This window comes from Rhodococcus sp. FG69, from assembly GCF_057808915.1.
In genome coordinates this window covers 1-16,930 of sequence record NZ_JBMDIX010000040.1, presented here as the reverse complement: position 1 = coordinate 16,930, position 16,930 = coordinate 1, and the positions used below count along the sequence as shown (strand labels likewise).

The 16,930-nt window shown below is 64.6% G+C and carries 28 protein-coding genes; 8 read left to right on the top strand and 20 right to left on the bottom strand.

Features of this window, described 5'->3' with window-relative positions:
- Positions 1–61 precede the first annotated feature (61 nt).
- The gene (locus ACODSO_RS24350) at positions 62–1,351 is read left to right on the top strand and encodes a pentapeptide repeat-containing protein (RefSeq protein WP_489039238.1); all 1,290 of its coding nucleotides are present in this window, start codon (positions 62–64) and stop codon (positions 1,349–1,351) included.
- 36 nt (positions 1,352–1,387) lie between these two features.
- Here ACODSO_RS24350 and ACODSO_RS24345 read toward each other — a convergent pair whose 3' ends face one another.
- Together ACODSO_RS24345 and ACODSO_RS24340 are read right to left on the bottom strand one after the other, a co-directional pair.
- A complete protein-coding gene (locus ACODSO_RS24345; RefSeq protein ID WP_094731964.1) occupies positions 1,388–1,732 on the bottom strand; it encodes a helix-turn-helix domain-containing protein in 345 nt (114 codons plus the stop codon).
- Positions 1,732–2,130 (bottom strand): hypothetical protein, encoded by a 399-nt coding sequence (locus ACODSO_RS24340; protein ID WP_489039237.1) that lies wholly within the window; start codon positions 2,128–2,130, stop codon positions 1,732–1,734. The genes ACODSO_RS24345 and ACODSO_RS24340 overlap by 1 nt, the downstream gene beginning before the upstream one ends.
- Positions 2,131–2,322: 192 nt before the next feature.
- Between ACODSO_RS24340 and ACODSO_RS24335 the strand changes: the two genes are divergently transcribed.
- The 4 genes from ACODSO_RS24335 to ACODSO_RS24320 are packed head-to-tail and all read left to right on the top strand — an operon-like array spanning position 2,323 to position 4,206.
- Complete coding sequence (locus ACODSO_RS24335; protein ID WP_489039236.1) at positions 2,323–2,775, top strand: hypothetical protein; 453 nt, start codon at positions 2,323–2,325, stop codon at positions 2,773–2,775.
- Between the two features lie 4 nt (positions 2,776–2,779).
- On the top strand, positions 2,780–2,980 hold the full coding sequence (locus tag ACODSO_RS24330; protein ID WP_489039235.1) for a hypothetical protein: 201 nt from the start codon (positions 2,780–2,782) through the stop codon (positions 2,978–2,980).
- A 57-nt stretch (positions 2,981–3,037) separates the two neighbouring features.
- Entirely contained in the window at positions 3,038–3,865 is an 828-nt protein-coding gene (locus ACODSO_RS24325; protein WP_489039234.1) for a methyltransferase, read from the top strand.
- The gene (locus tag ACODSO_RS24320) at positions 3,862–4,206 is read left to right on the top strand and encodes a hypothetical protein (RefSeq protein WP_489039233.1); all 345 of its coding nucleotides are present in this window, start codon (positions 3,862–3,864) and stop codon (positions 4,204–4,206) included. Before ACODSO_RS24325 ends, ACODSO_RS24320 begins: the two co-directional genes overlap by 4 nt.
- A 99-nt stretch (positions 4,207–4,305) precedes the next feature.
- Here the strand turns inward: ACODSO_RS24320 and ACODSO_RS24315 are convergent, their stop codons facing one another.
- The 5 genes from ACODSO_RS24315 to nrdH are packed head-to-tail and all read right to left on the bottom strand — an operon-like array spanning position 4,306 to position 6,441.
- Complete coding sequence (locus ACODSO_RS24315; protein WP_489039232.1) at positions 4,306–5,100, bottom strand: hypothetical protein; 795 nt, start codon at positions 5,098–5,100, stop codon at positions 4,306–4,308.
- Positions 5,097–5,717 carry a DnaB-like helicase N-terminal domain-containing protein gene (locus ACODSO_RS24310; protein ID WP_489039231.1) on the bottom strand — a complete coding sequence of 207 codons (621 nt, stop codon included), beginning with the start codon at positions 5,715–5,717 and terminating at the stop codon, positions 5,097–5,099. The genes ACODSO_RS24315 and ACODSO_RS24310 overlap by 4 nt, the downstream gene beginning before the upstream one ends.
- 33 nt (positions 5,718–5,750) lie before the next feature.
- Positions 5,751–6,047 (bottom strand): hypothetical protein, encoded by a 297-nt coding sequence (locus ACODSO_RS24305; RefSeq protein ID WP_094731847.1) that lies wholly within the window; start codon positions 6,045–6,047, stop codon positions 5,751–5,753.
- Positions 6,044–6,175: a hypothetical protein gene (locus tag ACODSO_RS24300; protein ID WP_256980116.1), complete on the bottom strand. Its 132-nt coding sequence runs from the start codon at positions 6,173–6,175 to the stop codon at positions 6,044–6,046. Before ACODSO_RS24300 ends, ACODSO_RS24305 begins: the two co-directional genes overlap by 4 nt.
- A gap of 32 nt (positions 6,176–6,207) precedes the next feature.
- Positions 6,208–6,441 (bottom strand): glutaredoxin-like protein NrdH, encoded by a 234-nt coding sequence (nrdH, locus tag ACODSO_RS24295; protein ID WP_489039230.1) that lies wholly within the window; start codon positions 6,439–6,441, stop codon positions 6,208–6,210.
- Between the two features lie 490 nt (positions 6,442–6,931).
- On the opposite strand from nrdH, the gene ACODSO_RS24290 reads away from it, so the two are divergent.
- Positions 6,932–7,105: a hypothetical protein gene (locus ACODSO_RS24290; protein WP_179276886.1), complete on the top strand. Its 174-nt coding sequence runs from the start codon at positions 6,932–6,934 to the stop codon at positions 7,103–7,105.
- Positions 7,106–7,283: 178 nt separating this feature from the next.
- Here ACODSO_RS24290 and ACODSO_RS24285 read toward each other — a convergent pair whose 3' ends face one another.
- Together ACODSO_RS24285 and ACODSO_RS24280 are read right to left on the bottom strand one after the other, a co-directional pair.
- Positions 7,284–8,306: a DUF4192 domain-containing protein gene (locus ACODSO_RS24285; protein WP_489039229.1), complete on the bottom strand. Its 1,023-nt coding sequence runs from the start codon at positions 8,304–8,306 to the stop codon at positions 7,284–7,286.
- Between the two features lie 53 nt (positions 8,307–8,359).
- Positions 8,360–8,500, bottom strand: coding sequence for a hypothetical protein (locus tag ACODSO_RS24280; protein ID WP_155291694.1), 141 nt, complete (start codon positions 8,498–8,500; stop codon positions 8,360–8,362).
- Between the two features lie 465 nt (positions 8,501–8,965).
- On the opposite strand from ACODSO_RS24280, the gene ACODSO_RS24275 reads away from it, so the two are divergent.
- Positions 8,966–10,156 (top strand): DUF3089 domain-containing protein, encoded by a 1,191-nt coding sequence (locus ACODSO_RS24275; protein ID WP_489039228.1) that lies wholly within the window; start codon positions 8,966–8,968, stop codon positions 10,154–10,156.
- Between the two features lie 272 nt (positions 10,157–10,428).
- Here ACODSO_RS24275 and ACODSO_RS24270 read toward each other — a convergent pair whose 3' ends face one another.
- The 4 genes from ACODSO_RS24270 to ACODSO_RS24255 form a co-directional block, all read right to left on the bottom strand.
- Positions 10,429–10,893, bottom strand: coding sequence for a hypothetical protein (locus tag ACODSO_RS24270; protein ID WP_489039227.1), 465 nt, complete (start codon positions 10,891–10,893; stop codon positions 10,429–10,431).
- Positions 10,894–10,907: 14 nt separating this feature from the next.
- Positions 10,908–11,294, bottom strand: a complete 387-nt coding sequence (locus ACODSO_RS24265) for a hypothetical protein (protein WP_489039226.1) — start codon at positions 11,292–11,294, stop codon at positions 10,908–10,910.
- Positions 11,291–11,818: a hypothetical protein gene (locus tag ACODSO_RS24260; RefSeq protein WP_489039225.1), complete on the bottom strand. Its 528-nt coding sequence runs from the start codon at positions 11,816–11,818 to the stop codon at positions 11,291–11,293. The genes ACODSO_RS24265 and ACODSO_RS24260 overlap by 4 nt, the downstream gene beginning before the upstream one ends.
- Before the next feature lie 96 nt (positions 11,819–11,914).
- The gene (locus ACODSO_RS24255; protein WP_489039224.1) at positions 11,915–12,865 is read right to left on the bottom strand and encodes a hypothetical protein; all 951 of its coding nucleotides are present in this window, start codon (positions 12,863–12,865) and stop codon (positions 11,915–11,917) included.
- 112 nt (positions 12,866–12,977) lie between these two features.
- Between ACODSO_RS24255 and ACODSO_RS24250 the strand changes: the two genes are divergently transcribed.
- Positions 12,978–13,160, top strand: a complete 183-nt coding sequence (locus ACODSO_RS24250) for a plasmid mobilization protein (protein WP_489039223.1) — start codon at positions 12,978–12,980, stop codon at positions 13,158–13,160.
- A gap of 57 nt (positions 13,161–13,217) precedes the next feature.
- Here the strand turns inward: ACODSO_RS24250 and ACODSO_RS24245 are convergent, their stop codons facing one another.
- The 7 genes from ACODSO_RS24245 to ACODSO_RS24215 all read right to left on the bottom strand — a co-directional run.
- Positions 13,218–13,478 (bottom strand): hypothetical protein, encoded by a 261-nt coding sequence (locus ACODSO_RS24245; RefSeq protein ID WP_094731839.1) that lies wholly within the window; start codon positions 13,476–13,478, stop codon positions 13,218–13,220.
- A gap of 51 nt (positions 13,479–13,529) precedes the next feature.
- Positions 13,530–13,880 (bottom strand): hypothetical protein, encoded by a 351-nt coding sequence (locus ACODSO_RS24240; RefSeq protein WP_489039222.1) that lies wholly within the window; start codon positions 13,878–13,880, stop codon positions 13,530–13,532.
- A complete protein-coding gene (locus tag ACODSO_RS24235) occupies positions 13,877–14,752 on the bottom strand; it encodes a hypothetical protein (protein ID WP_489039221.1) in 876 nt (291 codons plus the stop codon). The genes ACODSO_RS24240 and ACODSO_RS24235 overlap by 4 nt, the downstream gene beginning before the upstream one ends.
- A 39-nt stretch (positions 14,753–14,791) precedes the next feature.
- A complete protein-coding gene (locus ACODSO_RS24230; protein ID WP_489039220.1) occupies positions 14,792–14,998 on the bottom strand; it encodes a hypothetical protein in 207 nt (68 codons plus the stop codon).
- A 311-nt stretch (positions 14,999–15,309) separates the two neighbouring features.
- Positions 15,310–15,525, bottom strand: coding sequence for a hypothetical protein (locus ACODSO_RS24225; protein ID WP_489039219.1), 216 nt, complete (start codon positions 15,523–15,525; stop codon positions 15,310–15,312).
- Positions 15,526–15,857: 332 nt separating this feature from the next.
- Positions 15,858–16,100 carry a hypothetical protein gene (locus tag ACODSO_RS24220; RefSeq protein ID WP_094731834.1) on the bottom strand — a complete coding sequence of 81 codons (243 nt, stop codon included), beginning with the start codon at positions 16,098–16,100 and terminating at the stop codon, positions 15,858–15,860.
- A gap of 285 nt (positions 16,101–16,385) precedes the next feature.
- A partial coding sequence (locus ACODSO_RS24215) for a hypothetical protein (protein WP_489039218.1) occupies positions 16,386–16,930 on the bottom strand: 545 nt, incomplete at its 5' end.

Sequence of the window (16,930 nt, the reverse complement as noted above, 5' to 3'; positions counted from 1 at the left end):
GTCCGATCCACAGTTGGGGGCAACCGCTGACCATGCAGCCAAATCAGGGGACGATACGAGCATGAGTGCCAACGAGGACGAACCTCCACCGGAAACGAACAAGGAAGAGAAGCTCTCGCGTAAGCATCCGGAGCTCATCTTCCAACTACTAAAAGTCGGACCGGTCCTGGGGATCGCAATCAGTGTCGTTGGCGTTGCGCTAGCCATCTTTGCTTTCATCCTGAACCTGCCGATCGAATCAGGCCAGGGCACGACGATTGGCGGACTGGCAGTACTCATCGGTGCCGCGCTGACGTTCTACAGCGCGAAGCTGACCCGCGATCGGACCAGTGCCGACGAACTCGCGAAGCTCGCTGAGCAGCAAAACGCCCGGAAGCAGGCACACCACCGTGAGGTAATGCGCGATCTCCAGTTGCGCTTCACCAGCAGCACCACCCAGTTGGCCAACGACGCGGCGACAATTAGGCTCGCCGGCGTCTACTCCCTAGCCTCGCTCGCCGACGACTGGTATGCCGCGACTGGATCCACGCTCGCGTCCGAGCGCGACCGCCAAGTATGCATCGACGTGCTCTGTGCATACCTGCGTCGAAATACCACCGCCTACTCTGCGCTGCATGCTCAACTAGGAGAGGGCGACGTCCTCGAATTGGTCGACGCTCTAAAAGCCGACGAGGACATTGTGCGCACCGCCATCATCACCGCGATACGAACTCACACGACCCACGTGACGCGCGTGACGAACGACCCGTCGTGGCGGGGCGCGGACTTTGATCTCACACGCGCGAACCTCGACAACGCAGACCTCCGCTCCGCCGATCTCCGAACGTCGTTACTCCCCAACGCCGAACTCGACAACGCCGACCTAAAGGGATGCATTCTCGACGGCTCCGATCTCGACGGTGCCAAACTCAGGGGCGCGCAGCTGAACGCGGCACACCTCAACGGGGCGCACATGAAGAAGGCCAAACTTGAGGGCGCACAACTGGACAACGCCGAGTTCCGGAAGGCAATAGCTAAAGCTGCGGACTTCACGAACGCAACAGGTTCGTTCGCGGATTTTCGAGGAGCCAAACTGCACAGCGCCAATTTCACCGGAGCCGACCTCGGTATACGTTCTCGGTTCGACGGCGCTTATTTGTACGACGCGAATTTCGCGAATTCTAAACTGACGAACGCCTGCTTTGACGGCGCCACCCTCGACGGAGCAGACTTTCGCGGCGTCGACCTGAGCACGGCGTCTTTAGTCGACGTCGTCATCGGACCGGACCAGCCAATGTGGCCTGACAATCAACGCCCGGACCATGTCACCGTCGCACCGGCCACGGAGTTCCCGGACCCGAACGACGAGTAAAGCGAGCAGACGCCGTACACATACGACACCGAGAAGTTAGGCGAACGCGTCGAGGTCGAGTGCGATTTCGACGCCGTCCTTTTCGACGACGATCTTCGGGTGCACAGCACCGGTCGCGGCGAGGTACTGCCGCAGCGTCGACAGCAACAGGTCGTCGCGGCTCTCGATCCGCGACACCGCACCCTGATTCGTTCCGAGCAACGCGGCCATCTCCACTTGCGTGAGGTTGCCGGCCTTACGGATGTCGGCGAGCCCTTCCGCGTACACGCGGTTCATCGCCTCTCGCTCGGCTGCGAACTCGGCCACCGTCTCCGCGATAGCGGGCTTGGTGCGTAGTTGTTCGATTCGGTCGTTCGCGCGCCGGAACGTCTTCTCGCTCATCACTGCTCTCCTTCTGCGGTCTCTCGTAGCCACCGCTCGATCGCGACATCAGCTCGTGCGCCGACACCGTCGTAGAACACATCACCCATCCGCGCCTTGTCGGCCGCAAACAACGCCACCACCACCGAGTTGCTGTCGGGCGGGAACCAGCAGATCAACCGCAGCGCGATCTGCGCATCGAACGGATGCGCGGTGCGCCACACCGGAAACTTCTTCGACTGCCGCACCCGCTTGAGGTCCGGCCGATCCTCCGGCGGTGGACCGTCGAGCTCGCGCAGTTGCACCAACGCATCGGTCACCCGAGCAAGCACCCGCACCGACGCGGCATCACCCGCGTCGGCTTTGGCCTCGACGCGATCGAGCCAGTCGAAGAACTCTTCCGGTGCATCAACATCCACCACCAAAGTATACCTCGCACGGTATATACCGCACAAGGCATACAGTCGGCGGTGGGCGTGCATATGTCGGTTGTATTCGATAGCGTTGCCTTCGGATATCGGGCAGCCGTGCGGGCCGCCCGAGACCGCGTCAGAAGCAGCGCCACACATCGACTGTGTGTGCGCTCTACGCCGTCTCCGAAAGGCCCGCACATGTCACTCTCACCGCTCGACCCGTCCACCGTCCGCGCCGCCGCGCAAGCCGCCCTCGATGCCCGCCTCGGTCTCATCGACGCGATCGTTGCCGCGCAGAACGAACGCACCGCGGCCGCAACGAAGGTCGCCGAAGCGAACGCCGTCGAACGCGCAGCAGGCGCGAAGGAACTCGCCGCGATCAAAGCCGCACTCGACGGTGGTTGGTCGGCCGCCGAGCTTCGCGCGTCCGGTCTCAAAGTCCCGCACTCAGCAGCCACCAAGAAGACCGCGAGCACCCCTGCGGCAACCAAGTCCGGCAGCTCACGTACACCGCGCGTGCGGCCGGCGGTGACCACCACCAGCGAGCAGACCGCTACAGAGGCGACGCCGGACACCGGGCAGTCGCCGGATACCGATCGCACAAGATCAGGGCAGAGCGTGTCGGGCGAGAACTACGCGAACGCGAGCTGACCCGATGGGCGTCCTCAACACAGGTGCGTGGCTGTTGGTGTTCGTCTCCATGTTCGCGATCGGTGCGGCCGGTATCCGCTTCGCCTTGATGCCGCTCGTGTGGGCGCCGATGGACCGGATGTCGAAGACCCTGTTCGTCATCGGCGGCGTCTGCGCACTCGGCAGCGCCGGCATTCAACTCCTGCCTCTCGATGCCGCGTTCTGACCGCCGGCCACACCGCGTACGTGCTGTGCCGAACCCTCGTTCCGAAGGCCTTCCCACATGACCACAACAGAACACTCCACACCCGCCCACCGACCACCTCCGACCACGCCGAGCACCGGCAAACTTCTTTCTGTCGAGATCGCCACTCTCGACCAGTACGGCGACCCCGGGTTCGTGCACACCCGCGGGCACTTCTACACCCATTCCACCGCGGCCAGGTTCGCGATCACCCAAGCCGAAGCAGTGACCACACTGCGCAAGGCCGGCGAGCTCGCGGTCACCATCAACCGGGAGGGCGAGGGTCACACCGATACCGATGTCTTCGTGGTCGGGTCGACCGGTGAGATCGCGTGCGCGTTGGCGGCCATCCCGAACTATGCCGCTGGTGTCCGCGGCGCCGAACTCTCACCACCGGACTACGTCCGCGCGGCCGCAGCGACGGTGCTGTCCACGCGGCCGCCGCTCCCCGACGGACATGAGCGGGTCGATGTGCTCGAGGTTCAGGTCCGGTCGGTGCGCCCGGATCCGCTTCCTGACTCGACCACGGTCCTCGGCGACTACCCCACGCCGCTGGCGCGGCAGGTGGCCGGCGAACTCGTCGACCACCTGACTGCGGCCGCACCGGGCCGGATGGAAGGCGCAGTCACCGAGATCGACGCACGGTCGATCGTGCTCGTCGCGCACAGCGTCGCACTCTCCGATACCGACGCAGCCGCAGTGGAGCGGTACGGGCAGATCACCCGCCTCCGCGCGAACCTCGCGACCTTGGATTCGGTCGTCGACGCACACCAGGTCATCGACCTGACCGCGCAGCTCGACCGACTGCTCGCGCACACTGTTCACTTCGCTGGCGGCACCGCACCGGCAGACAGAGCGCGGTCGTGACCGGCGGCGGCCGCGATCACGGCGGCGCTCTGTCCGAGTCCGACCTTGCGGAGGTGGCGGTACTCGCCGAACTCGGATCGCCGGAAGCGGTGACGGCGTTCAAGCTGATGCGGCACACGTTGCAGCTGGAGACTGCGCCGCGTTTCGTCGAACTGTTGGCAACGATCAACCGGTTGTCCGGACCGGGTTTCGAGGTGCGGGCATCGTTGGAGCTACTCGATGCGGTCCGTGATTCCGGGGATCTCGACCTGGTCGAACTGTTCGCGCCCTCGCTCGACGATCCCACCGGCGCGCTCGCTCTTGCGCAGCTGCTGCGGACGTATCACGGTCACGACGACTGACCAGGCAGCCAACTCGAACGCGGCAGCGCTTGACACCGAAGGGTGTCAGGCGCTGCGTCGTGTTCGGGTACCACCTCAGGTGGCCAGTGCGACAGGTACTTACTGCGGCCAGCCGCGGGCGAGCATGGCAGTGCCGCGGTGTAGGTCGTTGAGGCCGGCGACGATCATGCTCAGCCAATTGGTTGCGGTGGGCGGGTTCGGAACGAGTGTCGACGGGACGAGGTTTTGGGCGTCGTTGTCGAGCTCGTTGAAGTCGGCTGGGTAGTCGGTGGCCGCGCCGTCTGTGACGTTGGGTGCACCGGCGATGTCGTAGGTGATTTGGTAGACGATCTCGTGTTGGTTGGGTTCCTCGAATGTCGCCGACAGTGTGAGGTCGCCCCACTTCTGGCGGTCGTAGGTGATCACCCCGGTATCGAGAGCAGCTTGCAGGAGCCAGTGTTGCTGCAGCCGTAGCAGTGAGTCGTTTCCGGTGGGGTCTTTCACGGTGTCGTCGAGTTCGTCGACACGGTCTGTATGCAGTGTCAGCAGCGGCGGTTCGACGGTGATGTCGTGGGTGCTCATGGCCGTGTCCTCCGCGGTGTAGGTGTGGGTGACGACGAGGACTCCGGTGTCGGTGTGCAGGTTGGCGCTGTCCCCGAGTGCGTCGACGAGCCGATCTGCGAGCAGGGCAGCATCGGCGGCGAGGTAGGTGCCCAGTGTCGTCCATGTCGCTGGGTCGTAGGACAGTTCCGATGCCGAGCACACCTGCACGGTCAGCGCGTCCGGGCCGCGGTCGACGCGAGTGAGGTCGCTCGCGGCGCTGCGGACGGCCGTGATCGTGTCGCGGACGTGCGCCGGGAGCGTGTCGTCGGTATCGGTGGCGTGTTCGTCGGTCATCGCTGTCGAGCTTGTCATGCCGGGTTCTCGTCGTTCTCGGTGTGTGCGCTTCGGAAGTGGTTCAGCCGGTTGAATGCTGCGCGTTGGCGGCGGCCGTGTTCGAGCATGTGCTCGAACAGGTATTCCTCGGGTGCTTCTTCGGCGGCCTGCATGATCGCGGCGGCGGCGGTGTGGAAGCTGCGCCGGTAGGACTGGGAGAGGACCATGTCGGCGTAGTGGGTGGCTTTGTATCCGTCGGCTCTGGCCGTGATGACCTCGTTGAGCCTGCGCCGCACATTCGCATCTTTCTCGCCGTCCGCTCCGGCTCGAACGAGAGTGATGGTGACGCTCGCTGGGTCGTAGTGCTCGCCGGCCGTGATGAGGTCTGCGATGACAGTGAACAAACGCCCGTACGCGGTGATCTCGAAGTCGCGGTCTGTCAGGATTTCGGCGATCCGTCGATCTTCGGAAGGCAGTCCCCCGGTGTGATCACTCCACATCAGGGCGCACAGCAGCAGCGCTTCGGGGTCGGTGGCGGGATCGTAGGCGAGCTCGTCCGCGAGGGAGGTGAGTACCTCGACCACCGCGGCAGACGATTCCGCATCGTGCTGTGCGGCTTCATCGTCCGGTGTGGGGACTGCGCGTAGCGCGTTCATCGCGGGCCTCGTTCGTGTCGGTGGTCTGAGTAGTCAGGAGTCGTAGCTGGCGAGCGTGTGGGCGAGGTCGGCGCGTATCGCTTCGAGCGTGGTGCGGACGTCGTCGAGGCGCTCGGCGGTGGTCGCTGCGTCTTCGTGGGACAGCACGAGTCCGCTGGTGCGGCCACGGAGTGCGGCGAGGATCCTCTGTGTGGGTCCGAGAACCATCAGGGCATCCTCGACAGTGTCGTCGAGCTCTTCGACGGCCTCCACTGCCCTGCGTGACGCGAGTGTGGGCCGGTTCGGGGTGGGGTCGTCTACTTCGGTGTCCACGCTGCTCAGTGTGGTCATGACGCAATCTTGTCGACGTCGGATTGCTCGGGCGAGCTTTGTGTCCGGTCGTGTTCTGCGGCCAGTTCGGCGTCGATCTGGCGGTCGATGTAGTCGGGGTCGGGGGTGTAGACGGGTACGAGTCGCATGGCGGGTGCCTCCTTCGGTGGTTGCGGAGTTGTCAGGCTGCTGCGAGTTTGTCGATTGCGTCGATCCGGAAGCCGCTCCAGTGGGTGTTGTCGTCGACGACCACGACGGGCGCTTGCAGGTAGCCGAGTTCGCAGGTGACGTAGTGGCGGGCGGTGTCGTCTTCGGTGATGTCGACGCTCTGGTACTTGAGACCGCGCTTGTCGAGTCTGCTTTTCGTGGCGTCGCATTGTCCGCAGTTCGGTTTGGTGTAGACGGTGATCGCCATGATTGTCTCCGTTTCGGATGTGCTCGATTGGGTTTCATTCTATCGAATATACGTCCGTGTGTCTAGATTTAATCGACTACGATAAATACTTCAATATCGTTGTTGTCGAGCGCTTTTCATCATTCCGAGCGAACCACATTCAGCACCTCCAGCCACCCTTTGGAACTGGCCGGGGTGGCCTGTCCGTGTTGCTGTGCCACGTTCTTTTCGCCGTGATCTGGCGCAGGGAAGAGACAGCGGTGGACGGGTGGACGCCTGTCAATGCTTGGGCCGGGCAGTTTTCACCGCGTGCAGGGCGCGTGTGGGTGTGAAAAGTGTTCGGAGCCTTGGCCGGAGCTCGCGACGCCAGGGGTTGACCGGTGGCGCCCGTAGGCCGCATTCTCGTTCGAAGCCAGATGCCGACAAGAACGTTCTTCCCTTGTCGTGAGGTACGGAGCGAGCGGAGTTCAGTCCGGGTGCCGGCCGAAGGTCGGCCGGTAGGGTGCCGGGTATGAAGCGCTCGAAGGTCGAACACGCATTGTCGAAAGCGGTGGTGAATGCCTCGCCTGCGCCGTCTGATCTCGCGTTGGATGCGATCGTGGCCGGTATTCCGGTGGACGAGACCCGTCCGGAGTCGGCCGGCGACGTCGATGTCACCTGGCCAGCCCGTCCGACCTCTCTCTGAGCGCTTTTCCGCTGCGTTCACCCCGGGTACAGGTGGGCCGCCTGCTCCGGGGTGGGCTGCTGGTCGAGTTCGCGCTTGTCGGTGTGAGGGCTCGATGCCCGAAGCACCGGCCCCACGCCGTGAGCCGAGCTGCCGGGCGCGGCCACCTCGTCGGTGAGGGGCCGCGTCCGGTTTTTGTCTAGGTGTAGCTCTGGACTCGGCCGATGTGGTCGGCGACGTAGTGCGGGGTGATGACGGCGATGACGTCGCGGATGAGTTTCGGCGGTGCGCCTCCTTGCAGTGCGGTGTCGAGCAGTCGGGCCAGGCTCGGCATCGGAGTCGATGGGGTGGTTTCCCGGTTGACGGTCTCGATCGCGATACCGGCGGTTGCACCGTCGCCGACGGCGTAGTGGAACAGCCCTGCGAGGGTGAGGGCGTGCGCGCGGGCGGTTCCGGTGAGCCTGGCGGCGATGCGGATGAATGTCTCTCCTGCTTCGCGTGCGCCGTGGGTGGCCATCGCGAGGAACGCGTCACGTACTTCGGTGTGCCCGGTGGACAGTGCGAGTCCGACGCGGGCGGTGAGGTCTGCGCTGGGGATTTCGCGGGCGTGGATCACGGCGGCGAGCTCGTCGAACGTGACGGGTAGGAAGTCCTCCCCCATCGTTGTCGCGGCGGCCAGCCCGATCGATTCGGGGATGGCCGCGCCTTGGTCGAATCGTGCTGCGATGTCGCTGCGGCGGCCGGTGCTCGAGAGGCCTTCCTCGACTGCCATTGCTGTCGCTGCTTCGCTGAGGGCGGGGTCGGGGACGATTCCGTCGGTGTTGCGGTCGAGGTCGGTGTAGATCGATCCGGCGGTGAGGCTGTAGGCGTGCAGGGCGAGAAGGGTGTCGATTGCGGATCCGGCCATTGCTTCGCGGATCGCGTCGAGTCCGATCAACGCGGCTCCGGCGTGTGCGGGGTCTGCGATGGCGGCGAGGATGACGGCGGTGACGGGTTGCCCGTCGATGTCTTGGCGGGCTGCGGCGGCCGCTAGCCGGATCGCTGCGGTTTCGGCCCCGAATGCGTCTACCCGCATGGCGGCTGCGACGAGGTGGCCACCGCCTGCGGCGTCCTTGGCGAGGGCGATGACGACGACGGAGTTTTCGGGTGTGAATCCGAGTAGTGCGGGGATGGCGGCGAGGGTGTCGGCGGCGGTGGCGAAGGAGATGCGGTGTTGCGTCATGGTGAATGCCTTTCGGTGTGTGTTGAATTGGGTTGCAGGACGGGCGGTGTGGGTTAGTTGCGGAGTTCGCGGCGTGCGGTTCGGCGGTCGCGTCTGGCGCTGGCGCGTTTGACGGTGCGGCGGATGGCGGGTTTGCCTTGGCGGTGGACGAGGATGTCGATTTCGTCGGCGGTGCTGGGGTGTTGTGCTCGCATGGTGACCTCTCCTCGTGACGGTGGCCGGACCTTCGCCCTGCCAATTTCTTTTGCCGTGGTGGCTGGGGAGAGAAATTCAGCGCACGGGGCCGGAGGGTCAACGGTCGGGCCGGGGAAGTTTTCACCGCGAGCGCAGCGAGTGTGGGTGTGAAAAGTTTTTCGGAGCCCTTGGGTCGGCGTCAGCCGCCGGCGGTTGATGCGGAGGTCATGGGTGCTGAATGCTCGGAGAAGCCACCGACGTCGAAAGAAATTGATGCTTTCAACGCTTCTGAGAGCGGAGCGCAGCGGAGTTCCGTTCGGGGCGGCCCGCAGGGGCGCGTGTGGCCCGCCAGGGCCTGTCTGTGAACCGGCGTCATTGCTGGTGGTGACGCCTGCGCCTAGAACTCAAGAAGATCTGGCATCGCTGCGTTCAGGCGGCGACGGGCTGGCTCAAGGCCTTGCACGGCCCTGCTATCTTTCGTGGCAGTGACATCCGTCACCAGTGAATCGCAGGGGGCTTCAGCAGTGGGACAACGCGCAACGGCAGCACTTCTGGGCCTGACTCTGCTGGTAGGAGGGTTGGTCGGCGCTGGCACCGCCAGTGCACAACCTGCACCGACCACAACTTGGCTGTGCAACCCGAACATGGCCGCCGACCCGTGCGACCTCCCCGGAGACAGCACCGATCTCGGCACCGGTGTCACCACGCCGGCACCCGCGGCGGTGCCAGAATCCGACAAATCCGTCGACTGCTTCTACCTCTACCCCACCGTCACCAACGACGTAGCCCTCAACGCCCCCGGCTACGCCACCCCCGAGGTCGCGTCGACCGCGAGCTTACAAGCCGCCCGGTTCAACACTCAGTGCCGCGTATTCGCACCGGTCTACCGCCAGACGCCGCCGGTCGGTGTGCTTCTGGCCCTGGCGGGAGCCGCCGGACCGTCGATCGACCTGGCGTACTCCGATGTGCGCGCCGCCTGGGACAACTACATGGCCACCGAGAACAACGGTCGAGGTGTCATCCTCATCGGCCACTCGCAAGGCACGTTCATGCTGCGTAAGCTGATGCGCGACACCTTCGACCGAGATGCCGCACTGCGGACACAACTCGTCGGCGCGTTTCTAATGGGCGGGAACGTCGAAACTGCCCGCGGCAGCACCACCGGCGGCGACTTCACGAACATCCCGCTGTGTACCGAGCGCGGTCAGTTCGGTTGCGTTGTTGCATATTCCACCAACACATTTGTACCGCCGCTCTCCGTCTTCGGCAACGCTGACCTCGACCTACCTTCTCAGCGTTGGGGACTACCGAGTGGACCCGGCTATCAGGTGGCGTGCACCGACCCAGCAGCACTGAGCGGCAACGATCGGCCTGTCGGAATCACGGTGCCGAGCGCACCGTTCGCTTTTGGGATCATTGCGGTTCTGCTGCAGTACACCACGGCACCCGAGGCGGTGCCGACATCTGATTCGACGTGGACCACCAGCCGCGGCCGAGTCGTCGGATCATGCATCGACAGTGGCGGATACAACCAGTACCACCTGCAGTTCGTGGAACCTCAGCCGCTCAACGAGATTCCGCTAGCCGACTCACACCTGGTCGATATGAACGTCGGCCTCGATCGACTTGTCAGCATCGCCGGGCAGCAAACAGCTGCGTGGCAGCTCGCCCGCTGACCAGCGCGTTCGAAGCCTCGTCAAAGAAATTGCTTCTCTTTTCAGCGGACGGAGCGCGGCGGAGTTCGATCGGGGGGCGGCCCGGAGGGACGCGCTGGGCCCGTCAGGGCTTGCTTTCGAACTGGACATGGTTCGTGTGGTGGGACGCCTGCGCCGCCGGAGCGTGGGCTCGACGGCGGCGTGGTGTGGGGGTACGGCTGCGAAAGTGATTGTGCGGGAGCGACGGAGCGTGACCTGGCTCGGTGTCGCGGTAGCGCTGGTGTTGTGTTTGTTCAGTTGTTGCGGTTGTTGGTGCGGGTTTCGTGGGCGGTTTCGGCGGTGTCGATGATGCGCAGTCCGCTGCCGAAGCATGGGCTGAGTATTTCGGTGGTGATGCTGTTGTTGATTGCCGCTTTGGTTGCCCAGGTGAGGGCTGCGGTTGCTGTTATGAGGATGGTGGGGAGGGTGATGCCGTTGTTGGTTGTGTTGAGGATTGCGCTGATGGTGAGGGCTATCAGGGCTGCCCAGGTGAGTGTGCGGGCTGCTTCGAGGAGTGTGAGTTTGCTGTAGTGGTATTTCTCGGCTGTGTGGGTGTAGTGGTCGGCGAGTTCTGGTGTGTAGGCGGTCCAGAGTTGTTGTTGGAGTGGACGAAGTTGTTTGCGTGTTGTGGCGTAGCTGTAGGGGGCGAGGAGGAGGGGCATGTCGTAGTGCTCGATGGTGGTGCCTCCTGTGGTCGCGGCTCGCTCAGTGTCGAGCACCGGTGTTGGACGGTTCAGTCTTGGTCGCGGTCGCGGTTCATCAGTTCGTGGATGTGTTTGGCGGTGTTGACGTCGTTGATGGTGTCGGTGGCGTATGTGGTGTTGAGGTTTTTGTTGGTGTGGTGCAGGTTCGTGGCGAATGCTGTTGCGAGAAAGGGGAATGCGAGTTCGAGGATGCTGATTTGGTTGGTGTCGCCGTTCCAGATGTGGAGGACGTTGTAGGCGGCGGCGACGACGGCGAGTAGGCCGAGTGTGTATTCGCTGAGGGTGTAGAGGGTGATGCGCAGCTGGGAGTAGTGGCGTGCGTGGTCCATGTATTTCTGGATGTTGTTTTCGGTGTAGTTGCTGCGGAGTTGGCGTCGGAGTTTGGTGTGTTCGCTGCGGGCGGTGAGGATGTTCACGGGGTCTTCTCCTGCTCGGGCTCGATGTTGGAGATTGTGCGCGGTATTCGGCGTGGTGTCGGCAGAATGCCTCCTGTGCCGACGATCTGGCCGGGTAGCGCGCTGGGTGGCAGTAGGGGGACAGTGCCGGCGCGGAAGGCGTCGAAGGTGCGTTCGGTCGCTGGCGGAGCTGCGTCGGTTGCGCTGGGTGCACTGGTCGGCAGAGAAGTCTTTTCGCCGTAGGTCGTTGGGTTGCTGCTCGTCGCGTGGTGTTCACTGTCGTCGTTGCGGTGAATCCAGCGACGGACGATCTTGGGTCCGCTCAGTAATGCAAGTGGTGTGATGACGAGGAGTGTTATCGCCGCGGTGACGCCGAGGATTGTCCAGTAGGCGGTGACGTCGACCGGTGATTGTGGCGTGATGTCGCCGCCTCGTTCGGCCGGGGTGATGGTCCAGATGACCAGCGCTAGGAGGCCTGCGAAGGCGGCGAGGCCTGCGAGTGCGTAGGCGAGCGTTGTGGTTCGGGTGCCAAGTGTCTTCGTCATCATGTGGTTCCCCCAGGTTGATGTCGTGAGTGTGGTGGTGATGGTGCCAGGTGGGTGCGACAGGTTCTTCGTGCTCGCATCCACCTGGGCGTCGTTTCAGCTGGTGAGTTGTTTGCGTGTGATGTTTTCTATCGCGGTCTTGGCTGTGGCGTAGACGCGGTCGGGGACGGTTATTAGTCCGTCGGAGAGGCGCTGGACGGTCGTCATGGCGGCTTCTCGTTCGCCTGCGGCTGCGGAGTCGTCGAGGGCGAGCTCGAGTGCGCTGCGGATGCGGCGGACGGTGCGTTTGGTGTCTTCGGTCTGTGCGCCCATGCCGATGGCGCGGGCGTGCTGGTCTGCGGTGTTCCAGGCGTTGAGTGCGGTTCGTGAGGCGTCGGCGAAGGCCTGCACGCGCTCTGGGGTGCTGGGGCAGGTGTCGGTGTTGAGTGCGCCTGCGGCCGCGAATGCGTCGATGAAGGCGGCGGTGCGTGGTTCGCCCAAGTTGTCGAGCTGTGGCCGGGTGAAGATGGCGTAGGGGTCGGCGAGGTATTCGGCGTAGGCGTCTGCGACCTGGGCGTAGATGGCTTGCGCTGCGGCGAAGTCGGCGGCGAGGGTGTGGGCTGCGGCTTTGCGGTCGAGGACGCGGTGCCGGGTGCGTACGACGAGGTACCCGGTCAGCGCCAATACCGTTATTGCTGCCATTCCGGCTCCGAGCCAAATGAGGGGTGTCCAGTCGAATGGTTCGCTCGGTGGCCCGGCGACCGGGGGCGGTGCTGCGTCGGTGGACGGTATGTCCACGGGAGCAGCGTTGGTGTCGTCGGACTCGTTGCTACCTGCCGGAAGTATGGAGCCGACCAGGCCTGCACTGGATGTGATCACGACTCCGCCGGCTATCGCGGCGAGTCCTTTCCCGGCTCTGTCCGGTTCTCCGAGGGAGCGGGCCCAGATCAGCTGCCTGCCGCCGATCACGATTCCGCCGATGCCGAAAAGTACGCAGCCCCACAGTAGCCAGGGCAGGATGTCGAGCAGGGGCGATGCCCCTGCTGGTAGTTGCGGTTCGTAGTTCATGTTCCCCCCGAATGTTTTTGTGTTGCAGTCATTTCGCCTAGATGGTTGCTATTTATTGTATGCGGTTAAATAGGGCTGCGCAACCATTTATTGTAGTTGGTAAAATGGGTGCATGACGCAGCGTGGTAGGCCGAAGTCGGAGGGTCCGACGCTTGATTTCGTGGTGTCGGTGCGTTTCACCGAGTCGGAGCATGACGAGGTCACCCAGGCCGCGGACGCTGCGGGGGTGACGTTGAGTGCGTATCTGCGAGCTCGCGGGGTGGCTGCGGCGAGGCGTTCTTTCCGCCGTGGCTAGTCGGCGTCCGACTCCTGAGCCACAACGCAGGCCGCGCTACGCGGGCCTGCGGGATGGTTAGTTGGTGTTGAGTTCGTCGAGGTAGCTGCCGTCGCTGATGGCCGGTTGCTGCTCGGCCGGGCCGGGTTCGTCGCCTGCGGCCGGCGCTGATGGTTCTGTGGTGGCGGGGATGAAGTGATCGGGTTTGGTGAGGTAGGGGTAGACGCCGGTTCCGGGTGTCTCGTGTTCGACCATGACCAGGCCGTCGTCGTGGATTTCGCGGATGACGACGACGCTGGATGCGCCGGGGGCGATGTGGACGCGGTCGCCGATGTTCATGTGTCTCCTTGGATAGCTTCTGGTTCGATTCCCTCGTAGTCCACGCGTTGGTCAGCGCATGGGTGTGATGGCGTCACTTGGCACCCATTGGCTTTGCATGTCCAAGTGCCCCTTTCCATTTCCTGTGGGTACGGAGAATTTCACGCAGGCGAGCCAGGCACCGTTGGCGAGCCGTGCCCACGCCAACAACGCCCCTTGGACTTTGATATCGACGCTGAGCCCCTCAGCTCTAACTTTGAGTGGTGTGCCGTCGCGGAACGAGGTGTTCGAGGATCCTGGTAGTGCTGCCGATACGGAGACGATGACCGGTTGGGGTGGGTCGACGATGCGGCGTGTGGGTGGGTCGAAGGTGACGGGCCAGCGTTCGAACAGGTCGCCGGCAGGGTCGTGGTGTGTGGTCATTGCGCGGCCGCGAGCGTCCGGCGTGTGGCACCGGTGAGTGCCGTCTGGTCGTCGGTGGCGGCCGTCCAGTTGAGGCGTTGGTCGGTGCCGAAGGCGGGTGCGGTGAGGGTGTAGCGACCGGTGCGCTGGGGTGTTCCGCGGCCGTGGACGGCTGTTTCGATGGTGATTGCGCGTAGGCGGCCTCTCCCCTGCTCGATGCCTGCGACTGCCACGGTTCGGGATGCGATGGTGAGGTCGAGGCCGGGCATGCGGCCGTCGGTGGTTATCAAAACCGAAGCGTGACTGCGACATCGGGCTAACAATGCACGGGCTCGGGTCGGTGGGATGTCGCGGCCACCGAGGGTGGTCACGACGATGTCGAGGCCATCGAGGCAAATACTGGCGGCGTCGAGAGCCGTGTCCGGATCTCCGGGATCGACGAGTGCGACGCGGGTGAGGTCGCCTCCGTGTTCGTGGACGGCGAGTAGCCCGAATTTGGGTTGCCCGATGATCGCGATGTGGTGGCCGGCGGCGCTCGCGGCGGCAACGAGTCCGACGAGAACGGACCCGGCTCCTGTGACGGAGAGGGCTGTTCCACGGGCCAGTGCGCCGTGTGGGAGCAGTTCGGCCATCGGTAGGGGTACTGGGATGGTTCGAAGTGTTCGCGCCGGTACAGCGGGCGTGAGGGCGTTGCCGCTGCCGCCGTCGACAGCAGCGGCGGCGTCATGGGGAAGCACTGTCACCGACGTGGATTTCACCGGCGATTCGGCTGGTAGGTCGGCGGGTGCGTGGTCGCGGCGTCCGGGGATCGATGCCATTCGCCTGCGGAGGGCGTCGAGCTGAGCGGTTTTGTCGAGTCCGGTCAGGTCCGGGATGGGGTCGGCAGCGGCCATGGAATCGACCTTTCGCCGTACCGGTGGGACACCATGAATCTACTCGAACGCGTGTTCGATGTCGAATACGGGAAGTGGAGGCGCAGGTAGGTACAGCTCGGACGCGATGTGGAGCCATGGGTAGCCGTCGAGGAGATGGCGATACGCACGCAGTGTGGCTGTGACCTGCCGCAATGCCGAGATGACGTGCGGATCGTCGGGGTCGAAACCTTCGTCGCGGATTGCTCGTCGCTCGTGATCGTCCATATCCGATTGGACGCGGCAGTTCGTCGGTTGGTTCCGCCGACTGTCATTCATGTGAATGATTTCGAGCCACGCACCCGGTGTACCGGGGTGCGTGGCTCGAAATCGAGTTTGGGTGACGGTGTTCGCCAGTGCGCCTCTCGGCAGGTGGCCGCTCGTAGCGGCTGATGGTTGGTACCCGGGGCATTGGGATCGAACGCCGTCGATCTGGTCAACAGCGTTGCGGGCCCGTTCTATTCCGGCATCGCGGCAGTGACGGTCGAGCTGCGAGGGAACTGGTGGCCCCGCCCGGTATGGGCGGGGCCGGGCTGTGTTCAGGCGGTGCGGTGTGTGGTGAGGAAGTGTTCCCAGAGGTGATCTGGGATGTTGGCGGGTGCGGTGTAGTGGCCGGTGGCGCTGAGTCCGGAGCCGGGTAGTCCGGCGTGGTGGATGTCGGCGTGGAGGCCTCCCAGGTTGTGGGTGGCGGCGTTGGCGCCGCGGTTGCGGGCTTCGGAGGCGATGGCCGTCAGGCGATCGGGGACGTGGTTCATGGCGAGTTCCTTTCGAGGTTCGGATGAGACGCAGCGGTCTGACGTGGCGAGGGTGGCCTGTCAACCCCGAAGAGGGAGCGTGCGAGCGTGGGTTGATGGGTCGGGGTCCCCGGCATGTCAGGCTGAGGCGACTCGTACGACCCCCTTGGTGACCACTGGAAGCGACCCCGCACGGGGGCGATGCGACCGCTCGCGGTCGCCGATCCGATCCGATCCGATCGGGTGGAGGTTACGGCTGCAGCTGGTGTTCGGCGCGCCGGTCGATCTCGTGTGGTGAGGGCCAACAGGCAACCTGCCCAACCCTTTCGGGCTGGGCAGGTGCGGATCGTTCTCTAGTGGGTGCACCAGAACGATCCGACCGGGATGGCCGCGCCTGGCACTCCTGCGCACCACGTGCAGGTGGTGTCGTGTGCGATGCGCCCGAGCACTCCCTCGGCCTCCTCGATGAGCAGCGGCAGCTCTGCTGCGCTGGCGAGCGCGAGCGCCTCGAGCGCCCAGCGCTTCGCGCGGGGATCTTCGGCGGGCAGCTGAGCGGCTTCGCCGATGAAGTGGGTGATGATCTGGTGATCGTTCATGACTTGGGGACCTTCCGGAAGGTTCGGATGAGACGTCCCGGTCGGACAGGCTGAGGGTGGACTGTCAACCCCGAAGAGGGAGCTTGCGAGCGTGGGTTGATAGGACGGGCCCCCGGCATGTCAGGCTGAGACGTCTCGTACGACCTCCTTGGTAACCACTGGAAGCGACCCCGCAGGGGGCGATGCGAACGCGGCACGCGTTCGGTCGGTGTCGGGCGCGGACAGCAGCATTCGGCCGGTACACCGGTGCTGACCCCGCCCGGTGTGGGCGGGGTCGTGCCTCGGTCAGTCGAGCTGGAGCGAGACCGTGTCGGCGGCGATGGTGTGCTTGGCGAGCAGCCCGTCCCAGATCCGCTCGTCGAGGCGAGCGGGGGCCTTGTGCTCGGCGTCGGCAAGGTCGTGGCCGGCGGCGGTGGCGCCGCGCTGAGCGGCGGCGGCGATGACTGCGTCGTGGCGGTCGGGAAGCATGCGAGATCCTTTCGAGGTTCGGATGAGACGCAGCGGTCTGACGTGGCGAGGGTGGCCTGTCATCCCCGAAGAGGGAGCTTGCGAGCGTGGGTTGATGGGTCGGGGTCCCCGACATGTCAGGCTGAGGCGGCTTGTACGAACCCCTGTGGTGACCACTCGGTGCGGCCCCGACAGGGGACGGTCCGGCCGTTCACGGCCGGTGTGGTTGACCTGCGGAGTGTTCGGGAATGCGGTGGTGGTGCCGCCGAATCCGTTGTCTCCGATGCTCGCCAGTCCGGGCGCGCCGCCGTCCGGAGCGCAGTGGGTTTTCGAGTGGAAGTGGGACGTAACTGCGCGGGTTCGCAGAAACTCGCGAACGATAG

Bases quoted from the DNA above. Each gene is read 5' to 3' on its own strand.
- ACODSO_RS24225 (WP_489039219.1), bottom strand. From the start codon at position 15,525: ATGAACCACGTCCCCGATCGCCTGACGGCCATCGCCTCCGAAGCCCGC.
- ACODSO_RS24230 (WP_489039220.1), bottom strand. From the start codon at position 14,998: ATGGACGATCACGAGCGACGAGCAATCCGCGACGAAGGTTTCGACCCC.
- ACODSO_RS24280 (WP_155291694.1), bottom strand. From the start codon at position 8,500: ATGCGAGCACAACACCCCAGCACCGCCGACGAAATCGACATCCTCGTC.
- ACODSO_RS24220 (WP_094731834.1), bottom strand. From the start codon at position 16,100: ATGAACGATCACCAGATCATCACCCACTTCATCGGCGAAGCCGCTCAG.
- ACODSO_RS24330 (WP_489039235.1), top strand. From the start codon at position 2,780: ATGGGCGTCCTCAACACAGGTGCGTGGCTGTTGGTGTTCGTCTCCATG.
- ACODSO_RS24290 (WP_179276886.1), top strand. From the start codon at position 6,932: ATGAAGCGCTCGAAGGTCGAACACGCATTGTCGAAAGCGGTGGTGAAT.
- ACODSO_RS24235 (WP_489039221.1), bottom strand. From the start codon at position 14,752: ATGGCCGCTGCCGACCCCATCCCGGACCTGACCGGACTCGACAAAACC.
- ACODSO_RS24310 (WP_489039231.1), bottom strand. From the start codon at position 5,717: ATGAACGCGCTACGCGCAGTCCCCACACCGGACGATGAAGCCGCACAG.
- ACODSO_RS24315 (WP_489039232.1), bottom strand. From the start codon at position 5,100: ATGACAAGCTCGACAGCGATGACCGACGAACACGCCACCGATACCGAC.
- ACODSO_RS24285 (WP_489039229.1), bottom strand. From the start codon at position 8,306: ATGACGCAACACCGCATCTCCTTCGCCACCGCCGCCGACACCCTCGCC.
- ACODSO_RS24245 (WP_094731839.1), bottom strand. From the start codon at position 13,478: ATGAACATCGGCGACCGCGTCCACATCGCCCCCGGCGCATCCAGCGTC.
- ACODSO_RS24240 (WP_489039222.1), bottom strand. From the start codon at position 13,880: ATGACCACACACCACGACCCTGCCGGCGACCTGTTCGAACGCTGGCCC.
- ACODSO_RS24350 (WP_489039238.1), top strand. From the start codon at position 62: ATGAGTGCCAACGAGGACGAACCTCCACCGGAAACGAACAAGGAAGAG.
- ACODSO_RS24335 (WP_489039236.1), top strand. From the start codon at position 2,323: ATGTCACTCTCACCGCTCGACCCGTCCACCGTCCGCGCCGCCGCGCAA.
- nrdH (WP_489039230.1), bottom strand. From the start codon at position 6,441: ATGGCGATCACCGTCTACACCAAACCGAACTGCGGACAATGCGACGCC.
- ACODSO_RS24305 (WP_094731847.1), bottom strand. From the start codon at position 6,047: ATGACCACACTGAGCAGCGTGGACACCGAAGTAGACGACCCCACCCCG.
- ACODSO_RS24255 (WP_489039224.1), bottom strand. From the start codon at position 12,865: ATGAACTACGAACCGCAACTACCAGCAGGGGCATCGCCCCTGCTCGAC.
- ACODSO_RS24300 (WP_256980116.1), bottom strand. From the start codon at position 6,175: ATGCGACTCGTACCCGTCTACACCCCCGACCCCGACTACATCGACCGC.
- ACODSO_RS24325 (WP_489039234.1), top strand. From the start codon at position 3,038: ATGACCACAACAGAACACTCCACACCCGCCCACCGACCACCTCCGACC.
- ACODSO_RS24250 (WP_489039223.1), top strand. From the start codon at position 12,978: ATGACGCAGCGTGGTAGGCCGAAGTCGGAGGGTCCGACGCTTGATTTC.
- ACODSO_RS24260 (WP_489039225.1), bottom strand. From the start codon at position 11,818: ATGACGAAGACACTTGGCACCCGAACCACAACGCTCGCCTACGCACTC.
- ACODSO_RS24345 (WP_094731964.1), bottom strand. From the start codon at position 1,732: ATGAGCGAGAAGACGTTCCGGCGCGCGAACGACCGAATCGAACAACTA.